Annotated in this window: 15 protein-coding genes; 10 read left to right on the top strand and 5 right to left on the bottom strand. The window is 57.4% G+C overall.

Going from position 1 to position 13302, the window contains the following annotated elements; all coding sequences use genetic code 11:
- The first annotated feature begins 7 nt into the window (after window positions 1-7).
- The 8 genes from AC2FIO_RS20775 (at window position 8) to AC2FIO_RS20740 (ending at window position 7891) form a co-directional block, all read left to right on the top strand.
- The gene (locus AC2FIO_RS20775) at window positions 8-823 is read left to right on the top strand and encodes a cytochrome c oxidase subunit 3 (RefSeq protein WP_058272267.1); all 816 of its coding nucleotides are present in this window, start codon (window positions 8-10) and stop codon (window positions 821-823) included.
- Between the two features lie 170 nt (window positions 824-993).
- Complete coding sequence (locus AC2FIO_RS20770; protein ID WP_282169115.1) at window positions 994-1671, top strand: SURF1 family protein; 678 nt, start codon at window positions 994-996, stop codon at window positions 1669-1671.
- Window positions 1668-3056: a threonine synthase gene (gene thrC, locus AC2FIO_RS20765; protein ID WP_496699808.1), complete on the top strand. Its 1389-nt coding sequence runs from the start codon at window positions 1668-1670 to the stop codon at window positions 3054-3056. The genes AC2FIO_RS20770 and thrC overlap by 4 nt, the downstream gene beginning before the upstream one ends.
- Window positions 3053-4315 (top strand): M16 family metallopeptidase, encoded by a 1263-nt coding sequence (locus AC2FIO_RS20760; protein ID WP_472724215.1) that lies wholly within the window; start codon window positions 3053-3055, stop codon window positions 4313-4315. Before thrC ends, AC2FIO_RS20760 begins: the two co-directional genes overlap by 4 nt.
- A complete protein-coding gene (locus AC2FIO_RS20755; RefSeq protein ID WP_058272263.1) occupies window positions 4315-4899 on the top strand; it encodes a GNAT family N-acetyltransferase in 585 nt (194 codons plus the stop codon). The genes AC2FIO_RS20760 and AC2FIO_RS20755 overlap by 1 nt, the downstream gene beginning before the upstream one ends.
- Window positions 4900-4903: 4 nt before the next feature.
- Window positions 4904-5530: an imm11 family protein gene (locus tag AC2FIO_RS20750; RefSeq protein WP_496699807.1), complete on the top strand. Its 627-nt coding sequence runs from the start codon at window positions 4904-4906 to the stop codon at window positions 5528-5530.
- Window positions 5531-5618: 88 nt separating this feature from the next.
- Complete coding sequence (locus tag AC2FIO_RS20745) at window positions 5619-6437, top strand: MBL fold metallo-hydrolase (RefSeq protein ID WP_282169118.1); 819 nt, start codon at window positions 5619-5621, stop codon at window positions 6435-6437.
- A gap of 38 nt (window positions 6438-6475) precedes the next feature.
- Window positions 6476-7891 (top strand): FAD-binding oxidoreductase, encoded by a 1416-nt coding sequence (locus AC2FIO_RS20740; RefSeq protein WP_496699806.1) that lies wholly within the window; start codon window positions 6476-6478, stop codon window positions 7889-7891.
- Window positions 7892-7925: 34 nt separating this feature from the next.
- On the opposite strand, the gene AC2FIO_RS20735 is transcribed toward AC2FIO_RS20740, so the two are convergent.
- Complete coding sequence (locus AC2FIO_RS20735; protein ID WP_058272260.1) at window positions 7926-8408, bottom strand: fasciclin domain-containing protein; 483 nt, start codon at window positions 8406-8408, stop codon at window positions 7926-7928.
- 170 nt (window positions 8409-8578) lie between these two features.
- Window positions 8579-9118 (bottom strand): adenine phosphoribosyltransferase, encoded by a 540-nt coding sequence (locus tag AC2FIO_RS20730; RefSeq protein ID WP_058272309.1) that lies wholly within the window; start codon window positions 9116-9118, stop codon window positions 8579-8581.
- 308 nt (window positions 9119-9426) lie between these two features.
- Here AC2FIO_RS20730 and AC2FIO_RS20725 point away from each other — a divergent pair, with 308 nt between their 5' ends.
- The gene (locus tag AC2FIO_RS20725; protein WP_282153539.1) at window positions 9427-9600 is read left to right on the top strand and encodes a hypothetical protein; all 174 of its coding nucleotides are present in this window, start codon (window positions 9427-9429) and stop codon (window positions 9598-9600) included.
- Window positions 9601-9604: 4 nt separating this feature from the next.
- On the opposite strand, the gene AC2FIO_RS20720 is transcribed toward AC2FIO_RS20725, so the two are convergent.
- Together AC2FIO_RS20720 and AC2FIO_RS20715 are read right to left on the bottom strand one after the other, a co-directional pair.
- The gene (locus tag AC2FIO_RS20720) at window positions 9605-10234 is read right to left on the bottom strand and encodes a LysE family translocator (RefSeq protein ID WP_282169121.1); all 630 of its coding nucleotides are present in this window, start codon (window positions 10232-10234) and stop codon (window positions 9605-9607) included.
- Between the two features lie 52 nt (window positions 10235-10286).
- On the bottom strand, window positions 10287-11303 hold the full coding sequence (locus AC2FIO_RS20715) for a DUF418 domain-containing protein (RefSeq protein ID WP_282169122.1): 1017 nt from the start codon (window positions 11301-11303) through the stop codon (window positions 10287-10289).
- A 212-nt stretch (window positions 11304-11515) separates the two neighbouring features.
- Here AC2FIO_RS20715 and AC2FIO_RS20710 point away from each other — a divergent pair, with 212 nt between their 5' ends.
- Window positions 11516-12382 (top strand): alpha/beta hydrolase, encoded by an 867-nt coding sequence (locus AC2FIO_RS20710; RefSeq protein ID WP_496699805.1) that lies wholly within the window; start codon window positions 11516-11518, stop codon window positions 12380-12382.
- A 9-nt stretch (window positions 12383-12391) separates the two neighbouring features.
- Here AC2FIO_RS20710 and AC2FIO_RS20705 read toward each other — a convergent pair whose 3' ends face one another.
- The gene (locus AC2FIO_RS20705) at window positions 12392-13264 is read right to left on the bottom strand and encodes an S-methyl-5'-thioadenosine phosphorylase (RefSeq protein WP_282120020.1); all 873 of its coding nucleotides are present in this window, start codon (window positions 13262-13264) and stop codon (window positions 12392-12394) included.
- Window positions 13265-13302 lie beyond the last annotated feature (38 nt).

Here is a 13302-nt window from a genome sequence, read left to right as displayed (position 1 = left end):
GACGCTGATGGCACACGCAAAAAACCATGATTATCACATTCTGGCCCCGTCGATCTGGCCTCTGATCGGCGCGATCGGCGGCTTTGTGATGCTGTTCGGAGCCGTCCTGTGGATGCACGGGGTTACCTCGTGGATGTTCTGGGCCGGCCTGGTGGCCGTTCTTTACACCATGTTCGCATGGTGGTCCGAGGTTGTGGTCGAGAGCCGCCAGGGCGATCATACACCAGTCGTCCGCATCGGCCTGCGCTATGGCTTCATCCTGTTCGTTATGTCCGAGGTGATGTTCTTCTTTGCCTGGTTCTGGTCGTTCTTTAAACATCGCATGTACCCGATGTACGACTATGCCGGTACCGAATACATCCAACCTGACATTCATGCTGTTGACCCGTTCCACCTGCCGCTGATCAACACACTGGTCCTGCTGCTGTCGGGCTGTGCAATCACCTGGGCGCACCACGCGCTGGTGCACGGCAATGATCGCAAGGCGCTGGTGCAAGGGCTGGCCATCGGTATCGCTCTGGGTGTCGCGTTCACCGGTCTGCAGGCATTTGAATACTATGAGCTGCTGGCGCATGAAGGCTGGAAATTCGGCGGTGATCAGTTCTATTCGAACTTCTTCATGGCAACCGGCTTTCACGGGTTCCACGTTCTTATCGGTACCATCTTCCTGTCAGTGTGCTTAATCCGGGCGCTCAAGGGTGACTTCACGCCTGAGAAACACGTCGGGTTTGAGGCGGCTGCCTGGTACTGGCACTTCGTTGACGTTGTCTGGCTGTTCCTGTTCTTCGCAGTATACATCTGGGGCCAGGCGCCGTTGATGTAGCGCCAGACGGGCGAACAAATTGCAAAAGCCGCCCTTTTGGGGCGGCTTTTTCTCTATTCGGGGCGCAAGATTGCGCCCCATACAATTGCAAGGTTGCCTTTCTGCGGCTGCAGCCCTTAACAAGACGCCGGCTCTTGCAGAGCCTTCGAACAACACAACCTGGTCCTGACATGCGCCGCATTCTCTTTCTGATGATCTTTGGCATTGCCGGTCTGGCGATCCTTGTGTCGCTGGGTGTCTGGCAAATGCAGCGGTTGGCGTGGAAACAAGGCGTTTTAGCCGAAATTGAAAATCGGATTTCAGCCGATCCGGTTGATTTGCCTGACACCGTGTTGCCTGATGCTGATAAGTACCTGCCGGTCACAATTGCGGGCGAGGTCGAGCCGGGCGAGATCCACGTTCTTGTCTCGGTCAAACAGGTTGGGGCGGGCTATCGCATCATCCAGTCTTTTAGCACAAATGACCGGACAATTCTTGTGGACCGGGGCTTTGTTCCTGTGACCGCGAAGCACGATCAAAGGCTGAATGGACCGATGGAGATCACTGGAAATCTGCACTGGCCGGACGAAATTGACGGCTACACGCCTGAGCCGGATATTGACGACAATATATGGTTTGCCCGCGATGTACCGAACCTGGCCGCCGCACTTGGGGCTGAGCCTGTTCTGCTAATCGCGCGGTCGCAAACCGACCCCAACATCACACCCTTGCCTGTTTCGGTGACGGGTATCCCGAATGATCACTTGCAATATGCAATAACATGGTTTGGCCTGGCTTTGGTCTGGGCCGCGATGACCGGATATTTTCTGTGGCGCAGCCGCGCCCCTTCTGAGAGTGACGCGACATGAAATACATCTCGACCCGCGGGCAGGCGCCCGAACTGACGTTTGAAGAGGCGATGCTGACCGGATTGGCTCGTGACGGTGGTCTGTACCTGCCTGCCGAGATCCCGGTGATGACGCAGGATGAGATCGCGGCACTGGCCGGACTGCCCTTTGAGGAAATCGCGTTCCGGGTGATGTGGCCCTATGTCAGCGGATCTTTCGGTGAGAGTGAGTTCAAAGAGATCATCGGCCGCGCCTACGAAGGCTTCGGCCATGACGCCCGCGCGCCATTGAAGCAGTTGAACGAAAACCACTTCCTGTTGGAGCTGTTCCACGGGCCGACCTTGGCCTTCAAAGACTTCGCCATGCAGCTGATCGGTCAACTGTTTCAGGTGGCGCTGAAGCGCCGTGGCGACCGTGTGACCATCGTTGGCGCGACCAGCGGTGACACCGGATCGGCTGCGATTGAAGCGTTCCGGGGGCTCGACGCCGTGGACGTGTTCATCCTGTTCCCGCATGGCCGAGTTTCGGAAGTGCAGCGTCGGCAGATGACGACACCCGCGGACCGCAACGTGCATGCGTTGGCCGTGGACGGCGATTTTGACGATTGTCAGGCCGCGCTAAAGGACATGTTCAACGATTTCGACTTCCGCGACGGCGTGAAGCTGGCTGGCGTGAATTCGATCAACTTTGCCCGTGTTCTGGCGCAAATCGTCTACTACTTCTCCGCTGCTGTCAGCCTCGGCGCACCACATCGCAAAGTCAGCTTTACGGTGCCGACCGGCAATTTCGGTGACATCTTCGCGGGCTACCTTGCCAAGCGCATGGGCCTGCCAATTGATCGTCTGGTTGTCGCAACCAACCAGAACGACATTCTGCACCGTTGCCTGTCGGGCGAGGGGTACTTCAAGGGCGACACCATCCCCTCGATCAGCCCGTCGATGGACATTCAGGTCAGTTCGAACTTTGAGCGTGCGCTCTACTATGCGTACGGTGAAGATGGCGGCGCTGTCGCGCAGTTGATGGATGAATTGAAGACCGGCGGCTTTAACGTCAGTCAGGGCGCGATGGAAGCGCTGCGCGAGAGCTTTGACTCGGGCCGAGTCTCAGAGGATGAAACGCTGGCGACAATCAAGTCCACTCTGACCCATAGTGCGGAACTGGTGTGCCCGCATACCGCCGTGGGCATCAAGGTTGCGGAAGAACATCGCTCGACCGACGTTCCGATGATCACGCTGGCCACCGCGCACCCCGCAAAATTCCCAGCAGCGGTCGAGAAGGCAAGCGGCGAACATCCGCCTCTTCCATCCCGCATGTCTGATCTGTATGAACGTCCGGAACGGGTGACCCGCATCGCCAACGATCTGGGCACCCTCGAGGATCATATCAGAAGGCATATCGCTGAGTGACTGTCAGACAAGACCAACTGAAGAACGGATTTCGTATCGTCAGTGAACATATGCCGGGGTTGCAATCGGCGGCCATCGGCATTTGGGTGACCGCCGGTGGGCGGCACGAGCGGATTGAACAGAACGGTATCGCGCATTTCCTTGAGCATATGGCTTTCAAGGGAACCCAGCGCCGTTCAGCTTTGCAAATCGCCGAGGCGATTGAGGACGTGGGCGGGTATATCAACGCCTACACGTCGCGCGAAGTAACGGCTTATTACGCGCGTGTTCTCAAAGACGATGTGGCGCTGGCGATGGATGTCATCGGTGACATCGTTCTGAACCCGATCTTCGACCCGCGTGAGATCGAAGTTGAACGCGGTGTGATCCTACAGGAAATCGGTCAGGCCTATGACACGCCCGACGACGTGATCTTTGACTGGTTGCAAGAGCAGAGCTATCACGATCAACCGCTGGGTCGAACCATTCTGGGTCCGACCGAACGAGTCAGTGCGTTTTCGCGCGAAGATTTGTCCGGGTTTGTGGCTGAACACTATGGTCCTGAACAGATGATCCTGTCTGCTGCTGGTGCCGTTGATCATGATGCGTTAATGAAAACCGCTGAAGCGTTGTTTGGCCATCTTAAACCCCGCAAAGGGCTGATCCCAGAAACCGCCCGTTTCACTGGCGGCGAAGCGCGGCAGGAGAAAGAGCTGGAGCAGGCGCATTTCGCACTGGCGCTGGAAAGCCCCGGCTATCGCGACGATGCGATCTATACCGCACAGATTTATTCGACGGCGCTTGGCGGCGGCATGTCCTCTCGCTTGTTCCAGGAAGTGCGCGAAACACGCGGATTGTGCTATACGATCTTTGCGCAGACCGGAGCTTATGCCGATACCGGCACGACGACGATCTACGCCGGAACGTCGGCGGATCAGGTCGCAGAGCTGGCCAGCATAACGATTGATGAGATGAAGCGCGCCGCCGAAGACATGAGCGCCGAAGAGGTTGCCCGCGCCCGCGCGCAGATGAAAGCCGGTATGCTGATGGGGCTGGAAAGCCCGTCGAACCGGGCGGAACGTCTGGCGCGTCTGGTGCAGATCTGGGACCGGGTTCCCTCGCTTGAGGATGCCGTGGCCAAGATCGACGCCGTCAGCACCGAAGATGTGCGTGCCTTCGCCGAACAGATGGCAGTGCAGGCCCCTGCTGCGCTGGCGCTTTACGGTCCTGTCTCGGGCGCACCCACGCTGGCGCAATTGCAGGAGAGGCGTGCGGCGTGATGCTGTTGGGCAGACGCAAGCTGAAACTTGAAACCGAGCGCCTGAGCTTGCGCCCGCCCGCGCATTCCGACTTTAACGACTGGGCGGCGCTACGGCGCGCGTCACAGGAATACCTGACCCCGTGGGAACCGATCTGGGCCAAGGATCACCTGAGTCGAAAATCCTTTACCAACAGGGTTTATTGGGCGCAGCGCTCCGTGGCCGGTGGGACGGCGATCCCACTGTTTTTGTTTCGTCGCACGGATGATGTGCTTTTGGGGGCCATCACGCTGGACAATGTCCGTCGCGGCCCGGCGCAGGCAGGAACCTTGGGATATTGGACGGGCCAGTCTTTTGCCCGTCAGGGTTACATGCGCGAGGCCATTGGTGCGATCGTTCATCACGCCTTTACCCGACTGGACCTGAGTAGGATTGAGGCTGCCTGCCTGCCCGAGAACAAACCATCACGTGGGTTGCTGGAAAGTTCGGGGTTTAAATACGAGGGCGTGGCGCAGTCGTATCTGCAGATCAACGGGCGGTGGCGGACGCATGTGCTGTATGCCAGCCTAAGGTCGGACCGGCGCGGGAAGACGGACGCAGGGTAGGACGATGGTGCGGCTCAAAAAGCCAGTGATCTGGATCAGCGATGCAATGGTGGGCACTGCGGCGTTGAAAGGATTTCATTCTGATCGTTGGGATAATGATCTGAAGTTCACAGCGGACGCAAACACCCGAAATGTCCGAGGAGAGCCGCTTACAGCGGATTTCTTCCCTTCGGAGGTATTTGCCGATTACAAAGACAAAAAAGAGAAGAAGCAACCAGACTTCTTTATGGCTGCGGGTGCATGGACCGTGTCCGCTGCGTGTGCGACAGTTCTGCGCCAGTTTGATCTTGGCGACGGGAATCTCTATCCAGTCAAACTGTTTCAACATGACCGTGCCACTCCGGTTGAAGGAGAATATTATTGTCTGAACTTCGGCAATCAAAAAGCTGCAGTGCTGACAGATCAATCTCCGAACATTGATAGACCCTACGAAAATCAAGAAGTTTATCAGCCACCGTTGGTCATGAAAGACAATGACATCGCCGTGAGCGCGATAGCATTGGATGGCCCGGATATCTGGATTGACACAAAAATGCGCCGCGCATTTTTTGTAAGTGATCCGTTGGCTCAAGCGTTACGTGTGGCGAAAGTTTCACGGCCCTTCAAGCTGCGGAAGTGCATCGTTCTCTGAACTGCTCCTAGAAAATGCCAATTCCGTGATTTCACTCACGCGATATCTGCAGGCGTGACTTACCTGTGTTCTGCGCTACACTCCGGACATGCGCTGGGTTGTTGCGGTATTGATGGTGATCTCGGGTGGGGCTTCGGCACAGGAACGGCGGCCGAGCCATTGCATTGCCATCGCGGATGCCGCACCGGGGATTGAGTATATTCATAAAGCAGCCTGGCAGGATCCTGTGCCAGAGTTCTCGGTTCGGATCAGCTATATCGCTCATGCGTCGTTTATGATCCAGACGCAGGGCGGGTTGAACGCGGTAACGGACTTCACCGGTTTCATCGGTAGCGCGGATCTAATCCCGGACGTGGTGACGATGAACCATGCCCACGGCACTCATTGGACCGCCCACCCGGACCCAGCCATCCCGAATGTGTTGCCGGGGTGGGGCGAGTTCGGACAGGGGATCGAACACTATCTTGATCTGGGAGAGATGCTGATACGCAATGTCTCAACCGATATCCGATCCTCTTATGGCGGTGTGGAAGAGCGCGGGAATTCGATCTTTGTGTTCGAAGTTGAAGGGCTGTGCATAGGCCATCTGGGTCACCTGCATCATGTGCCGTCGGATGAACAATTTGCCGCCCTGGGGCGTTTGGATGTTGTGATGGCTGCGGTGGATGGTGGAACGACGATGCCGCTGCCGGAAATGATCACGGTTTTGAAGCGGCTGAAAAGCTCGGTCATTATTCCGATGCACTGGTTCTCCAGCTTTTCGCTGGACCGGTTTCTGGTCGATATCCGCGAAGACTTTCCGGTTGAGCGCAAAGGCGTTTCCGAGATCACCGTGTCTCTTCGCACGTTACCTGATCGTCCGACGGTTGTGGTGCTTGAGCCGCAATACCTAATCGAACTGGAATAAGGCTTGTCGGGGCGTCACGACTTGGGCAAGGAAAGGGTATGAAACTAAACCCTGCCGATGGCAATTTTGCCCAATCAATCCGCACTGCGCTGGGCGATGATATTCTGCACCCTGTCGAGGAACGATACCTGGAAGAGCCGCGCCGCAGGTTCGCAGGCCATGTCGGCGTTTTGGCGCTGCCGAAGTCGGTAGAACAGGTTTCGACGCTCGTTCGGCTCGCCTCGGATGCTTCGGTTCCCGTCGTGCCTTACGGCGGCGGCACCGGATTGGTCGGCGGGCAGGTGATGACCGACGGCCCGGCCCCGTTGCTTATTTCACTGGAGCGGATGTCAGCCATTCGGGCGGTTTATCCGACGGAGAACATTCTTATCGCCGAGGCCGGTGCCATTCTGGCCGATGTTCAGACTGCTGCGGAAGAATCTGATCGATTGTTCCCGTTGGCATTGGCGGCGCAAGGGTCTTGCCGGATAGGTGGAAATCTTGCGACGAATGCGGGTGGTGTCAATGTATTGCGCTACGGCAACGCGCGTGACCTGTGTCTTGGGTTGGAAGCAGTTCTTCCAAATGGTGAAATCTGGCACGGCCTCAGCCGATTGCGCAAGGACAACACTGGGTACGATCTGCGCAACCTTCTGATCGGGGCGGAAGGCACGCTGGGGATCATCACAGCTGCGTCGTTGAAGCTGTACCCGCGTCCGGCCGAGACCGGCACCGCGATGTTCCAGGTGGCCTCTCCGGATGCTGCCATTGAATTGCTGGCGCTGGCACGCGATCAGGTGGGCGAGGGGGTCAGCACTTTTGAGCTGATCCACAAGCAAGGCTTGCAATTCCTGTCCGAGGTTTTGCCCGATATCCGCCAGCCTTTTGACGTCCAGCCTGAATGGATGGTGCTTATTGAATTTGGCCTTTCTGGCAGTGCGTCACCGTCAGACGCGCTGATGGCGCTGTTCGAAACAGCGGAGGCGCGCGGGCTTGTAGGTGATGCAGTCATAGCCCAAAGCGAAGCGCAAAGATTGGAGCTTTGGGCCGTACGTGAGCTTATTCCCGAAGCCAACCGGTTGATCGGTTCGGTCTCGAGCCATGATATCTCGGTCCCGATCTCGCAAATCCCCGAGTTCATACTGCGAGGGTCCGAAATCGTGCGCGGGTTGGGGGATTTCCGGATTAACTGTTTTGGGCATCTTGGTGACGGCAACCTTCACTACAACGTGTTCCCGCCGCAGGGGCATAGCCGTTCAGAGTATGACGCACAGCGGCAAACGGTAAAACGCTTGGTGCATGATTTGGTGCATGAGTTCGGTGGCACGATTAGCGCTGAACACGGCATAGGGCGTTTGAAAACGGATGATCTAAGCCGCTATGGCGATCCGGTAAAGCTGTCGGCGATGCGCTCGATCAAGGCAGCGCTTGATCCAAAAGGGATCATGAATCCGGGTGCCGTTCTAAAGGCGTAGGCGCGGCCCGTTTAATACAGGCCGCGCGCTGAGTTCACGATGCGGGCAGAATAACTTTGTCAATCACGTGGATGACGCCGTTCGATGTCTCGATGTCTGCCTGAACAACGTTCGCGTCGTTGACCATGACGCCGTTATCAAGGTCAATTTTGACTTCTCCGCCTTGTACGGTTGCGGCTGTCATGTCATCGGACAGATCGCCTGACATCACTTTCCCGGGCACCACATGGTAGGTCAGGATGGCAACCAATTGATCCTTGTTCTCGGGCTTCAGAAGGGTTTCAACTGTGCCTTCGGGCAGAGCGGCAAAGGCGTCATCAGTGGGGGCAAAGACGGTGAAAGGGCCTTCACCTTTCAGCGTATCTACGAGTTCTGCGGCCTGAACGGCTGCGACGAGAGTTTCAAAGCTGCCTGCACCGACTGCGGTGTCGACAATATCCTTGGAGTGACCATCAGCATAAGCGGCCGTTCCTACGAGAAAGCTTGCGACACCGGCAATTGCGAGTTTGCGAAACATGGTATGATATCCCTTGTTGGAATGCCCTTGGTGGCATCAACCGGGATACGGGGCGGCATCAAAGGGAGATCACTGAATATGTCGATAAGTTCGGGTTGATCCAATGAAAAACCGCGCTAAGCCAGCGCGGTTTCAGGTTTCAACTCACGATCTTGTGAACACGCAGCCTGTCAAAGGCCTTCGAATTCGCACAGGACGTGGACGTCCATGCCCATATCTTCCAAAGCCTTGCGCCCACCCAATTCGGGCAAGTCGATAATGAACGAGCATGAGACGATCTCGCCGCCCAATCGTTCGATCAGTTTGATTCCGGCAGCTGCGGTGCCGCCTGTTGCCAGCAGATCATCGACCACGAGGATTTTTTCACCCGGTTGGATGGCGTCGTCGTGGATTTCGACAATCGCCTCGCCGTATTCAAGCTTGTAGTCTTGACTGATCGTGGTTCCCGGCAGCTTGCCCTTTTTGCGGATGGGCACGAATCCGACGCTTAGCTGGTGCGCGATTGCGCCGCCTAGGATAAAGCCACGCGCCTCGAGGCCAACGACCTTGTCGATGCGCTCACCGGCATAGGGGTGCAGCATTTGATCGATCGCCATGCGGAAACCGCGCGGATCAGCGAACAGGGTCGTTACGTCCCGGAACATGATCCCCTCATGTGGGAAATCCACGATGGTCCGAATGTAATCTTTGACCGACTTGTTTCTGGACATGGCCATCCCCTCTGGCGTCAAAACACGCTGGGCTGTTTGGCCCATTGGTGTGAGTCATGCAAGGAAAGATTGCCGCCCCAGACGTCCGGCGGTTCGACTGGCGGTAGTCGCGATACAGTGTATCGACCGGCCGCGTCAGATATGGTTTGTGCCCCTTGCCCTGATCTTTTGAAAAAATCGCCTGAGCGACATGAAGGTTCGTTGCCATAACCTTCTTTTGTTGTTAGGTGCTCGTGAATTACAAAATATATGCGAAGTATATACAAAGCCTATCTTACAGGCCTGGGAATTTGATGGGAATGGGACGCGTGGGAACGAAAGACAGTAAGATTTCAACGAAGAAAAACAGTCAGTTGGTCCTGCGGCTGGATAAGGATGAACGGGACGAGTTTGTTCAGCTATGCAAAGAGTTGGACACGTCGGCCGCGCGAGAAATCCGGCGGTTCATTCGCGGTTTCATGAAGGAACACGCTGAGAGCTGAGCCCTCAGGCCGGGCGGCGCAGAACAGCGGTGGCCACTCCCATCCCGATTAATGCCAGCCCTCCGAACCGGGTCATCGCGGTGACGACGCCCGAACGGCCGATCATCTGGCGCAGGTGGTCCGCCAAAAGGGCGTATGCCAGCGAATTCAGCCATGCCAGCCCCACAAAGGTTGCGATCAGGATAGCAAATTGCGGTCCGAGCGGGTCAGCCGGGCGCAGAAACTGAGGAACGAAAGCGATAAAAAACGCGATAGATTTCGGGTTCAACGCGGTGACGGCGGCAGCATGGCCAAAAACGCTGTGTGCGGTGACATTGCGCCCGGTGTCCACAGTCTCAAGCCCGCCTGATGGCGCGCTGCGCAACAGTTTGATCCCCAGCCAGACCAAATAGGCGGCACCGACCCATTTGAGGGCCGTGAATAGGGCAGCCGAGGCCAGGACCAGCGCACCAAGCCCCAAAAGAGAGGCCGTCATAGCCACCAGATCTCCAACAGCTACACCCGTCGCCGAGGCGACAGCCACGCTGCGCCCCTTGGATAGGGCATAGCTGAGCACCAGCAAGACCGTCGGGCCTGGGATCAATAGTAAGGCGGTAGATGCAGCGACAAAGGCGAGCCAAAGGTCAAGGGACATCGGAAATCCTGTGAATACGTTTCCCGCAGCAAGCCCGGACCAGCGCGCAAGGTCAAGCCCTGCGTGGTTGCGTTGTCAGACGCATCAGCGCCTCAAGCGGACCGCGTTTGAATTTGCGGGACCACAATAGGGCAAAGATCGAGGACGCGGCGCAGAACGCAACAGCGTAACCCGCGATCTGCGGGGCGTTCAGTGACCCGTTCAGCAACCCGGCCTCCTCCAGTATGCCCATGCCGATCAGGATGTGCACCACATAGAGCGTCAGGCTCTGCCGACCGGGCGCGGTCAGGGCTGGGCCGATGCGCAACTTTTCGATCTTGGGCCACAGCTTCAACAGCAATCCGATCACCACGCAAGCCGAGCCGGTTCCGGCAATAATGTAGAACGGTCCCGGTGGGATGGACGCGGTTCCCAGATAGATCACCAGATCAGGGTCCGAGGCCAACATTTGCGGAAACAGGGCAAATATGGCAGCTCCGAACCCCCACATAATCAGCCTGTGTTGAATGCAGATCGTGTGCAGTTCGGATCGTCCAATAGCCATTCCGATCAACAGGAACGCCGCCCAGGGAAGGACCGGGTGCCAGCCGTTGAAAAACAGGTTACGCAAAAAACCGGGCAGGGTCCAAAGGTCGGTGTATGTCAGCGTTTCCCAGTCCCAGCCAAGGTCGTAGTTGAAAATCATGACAGCGAGGACAGCCAGCGCCACCACCCCAACTGAACCCAACCACAATGCACGGGTTGGTGCCGTCAGGAAAGCAGCGCCAACAACGAAGTACACGGCGTAGAAATGCAGGATATCGGCGTCAAATACGGTCATGTTGATCAGACCGAGAGCGAACAGAAACACCGCGCGCCGCAGCAGCACCGACGCTGAAACAGAGGATATCCCAATTCCGATGCCGGCCAGGATGACGAACAAAGCGGCCGCGCGGCCTTCAAGCAAATCGATCAGGGTCGAGGCCCAGTCATTGCCGGGGGCGACCTGAGCGGCAATGCGGAAATTCACCAGAACCATTCCGCAAAACGCCAGAAACCGGGCTGCGTCCAATGCCTCAAGTCGCTTCATGCTATCCCTCTGTTTCGCCAGTGTTTTGACGGTGCCGTGCGAACCACAGATCGGTGCAGTACAGGCGATTTTTCAAGATGAAGGGCAAAAAAGAACCGGGGCTGTGCAACGCGGCAACAAGTTTTAAGATTGGATTAAGTGTAACCCGCGCGGCTTGAAACGGTTCCTTGGGCCACCGACCTTGGAGCGGACGCAATACTTCGGAGAGGCCGATGGTTCAAACAGATCAAACACGCGCGAACGCGGCACCTGAAACCAGCCACTCGCGGCTTGCCCACCTAAAGGGCGCGCTGATCCTTTTGGTTCCGGTCCTCGCGGTGATCTATGCGGGCATCGTGGGGTACATGTATGTGAACCAGCAATCGCTGTTGTTCAAACCGGACGGAGAATTACCAGCGCCCAACACGGTAGGGTTGGCTGATGTGGAGTCCGTTTCCTTCACAATGTCCGATGGCGTTACGCTGACCGCGTGGTCCGCCCCGCCCGCGACCGATGATGCGCCGACAGTTTTGTTCTTTCATGGCCAATCGGGCAACCTGGGCGACCGGTCCGATCGGATGAGAGAGATCCTCAACAGTGGCTTCGGCCTGCTGGCCCCCAGCTACCGTGGATATCCGGGCAGCGAGGGCGAACCGTCCGAGATGGCGCTAATTTCCGACGGCATCCAGATGTATGACCAGCTGGATCGCCAAGGTGCGGACGTTGTGTTGCACGGCCAAAGTCTTGGAACAGCCGTTGCGACCGCCGTAGCTGAACAGCGCCCAAATGCACAGCTGCTGGTGCTTGAGGCACCCTTTACAGCCACGGTGGACGTCGCGGCGGAAAGATATCCCTGGCTACCGGTGCATGCCCTGATGCGGGATCAGTTCGCGACCCGTGATTTGATCGGGAACGTCACCGTTCCGACTTTGATATTCCACGGGACCGAGGATGAAACGGTTCCACTGCATCACGGGGAAGCTTTGGCCGCGATGGCCGGGGAGACGGCGCAGATCTATGTCATCCCGGACGGCACACACAACGACCTCTGGTCGCACGGATTGTGGGATCAGGTTCAACAGTCTTTGCCAGCCAACTAAAGTTGCCGGTCAGAGAATCCGACCAGCAACAGCATCCAATTTTGCCAACACGGTGGGATCACGTTTCTCCGGTGCGGTCAGGATGGCATATTCCAGTGCCCGGTCGCAGCCATGAGGGCAGGGCGCGCGGTCAGCGCCCAGCAGATCGGGCAGACCTTTGACAAGCGCACGGCCTTTCTCGGCATTGCCGGTTAGTGTGGCGATGATGGCGGTGACGTCCACCTCGCCGTGATCCGGGTGCCAGCTATCGTAATCGGTGACCATGGCGATCGAGGCATAGCAAAGCTCGGCCTCGCGGGCGAGTTTGGCCTCGGGCATGTTGGTCATGCCGATTACGTCGCAGCCCCAGTGTTCGCGGTACACCTTGGATTCCGCCAATGTCGAGAATTGCGGCCCCTCCATCGCCAGATAGGTGCCGCCGCGATGGATGGTTATCCCTGCCGCTCGACCGGCAGTCTCACACGCGTCCGACAGGCGCGGGCAGGTGGGGTGTGCAACGCTGACATGGGCCACGCAGCCGGTGCCAAAAAAGCTCTTCTCGCGCGCGAATGTCCGGTCGATGAACTGATCGACGATCACGAAATCACCCGGCGCCATGTGCTCGCGGAACGACCCGCAGGCCGACACCGAGATCACATCCGTCACGCCCAGTCGCTTCAGCGCATCGATATTGGCGCGGTAAGGCACTTCAGTAGGGGAATGCACGTGGCCGCGCCCGTGACGAGGAAGAAAGGCCATCTCAACGCCATTCAGCGATCCGGTCAGGATCTGGTCCGAAGGATCACCCCATGGGGTTTCGACCGTAACCCATTTCGCTTTTTCCAAACCGTCGATGTCGTAAATACCTGATCCGCCGATGATCGCGATTTTGGTCTGGGTCATGGCTGCTCTCCGTGAAAAACTGTTGTAAGAGTTCTGCG

The organism is Ruegeria sp. CDSB086 (genome assembly GCF_059611065.1).
The sequence above is the reverse complement of the archived record's forward strand: the minus strand, read 5'-3'. Positions and strand labels throughout refer to the sequence as shown.

What these genes read in the sequence shown, in the direction of transcription:
- AC2FIO_RS20720 (WP_282169121.1), bottom strand. Translation starts at nt 10,234, where the DNA reads ATGTCCCTTGACCTTTGGCTCGCCTTTGTCGCTGCATCTACCGCCTTA.
- AC2FIO_RS20715 (WP_282169122.1), bottom strand. Translation starts at nt 11,303, where the DNA reads ATGAAGCGACTTGAGGCATTGGACGCAGCCCGGTTTCTGGCGTTTTGC.
- AC2FIO_RS20750 (WP_496699807.1), top strand. Translation starts at nt 4,904, where the DNA reads ATGGTGCGGCTCAAAAAGCCAGTGATCTGGATCAGCGATGCAATGGTG.
- AC2FIO_RS20735 (WP_058272260.1), bottom strand. Translation starts at nt 8,408, where the DNA reads ATGTTTCGCAAACTCGCAATTGCCGGTGTCGCAAGCTTTCTCGTAGGA.
- AC2FIO_RS20705 (WP_282120020.1), bottom strand. Translation starts at nt 13,264, where the DNA reads ATGACCCAGACCAAAATCGCGATCATCGGCGGATCAGGTATTTACGAC.
- AC2FIO_RS20710 (WP_496699805.1), top strand. Translation starts at nt 11,516, where the DNA reads ATGGTTCAAACAGATCAAACACGCGCGAACGCGGCACCTGAAACCAGC.
- AC2FIO_RS20740 (WP_496699806.1), top strand. Translation starts at nt 6,476, where the DNA reads ATGAAACTAAACCCTGCCGATGGCAATTTTGCCCAATCAATCCGCACT.
- AC2FIO_RS20745 (WP_282169118.1), top strand. Translation starts at nt 5,619, where the DNA reads ATGCGCTGGGTTGTTGCGGTATTGATGGTGATCTCGGGTGGGGCTTCG.
- thrC (WP_496699808.1), top strand. Translation starts at nt 1,668, where the DNA reads ATGAAATACATCTCGACCCGCGGGCAGGCGCCCGAACTGACGTTTGAA.
- AC2FIO_RS20770 (WP_282169115.1), top strand. Translation starts at nt 994, where the DNA reads ATGCGCCGCATTCTCTTTCTGATGATCTTTGGCATTGCCGGTCTGGCG.
- AC2FIO_RS20775 (WP_058272267.1), top strand. Translation starts at nt 8, where the DNA reads ATGGCACACGCAAAAAACCATGATTATCACATTCTGGCCCCGTCGATC.
- AC2FIO_RS20730 (WP_058272309.1), bottom strand. Translation starts at nt 9,118, where the DNA reads ATGTCCAGAAACAAGTCGGTCAAAGATTACATTCGGACCATCGTGGAT.
- AC2FIO_RS20755 (WP_058272263.1), top strand. Translation starts at nt 4,315, where the DNA reads ATGCTGTTGGGCAGACGCAAGCTGAAACTTGAAACCGAGCGCCTGAGC.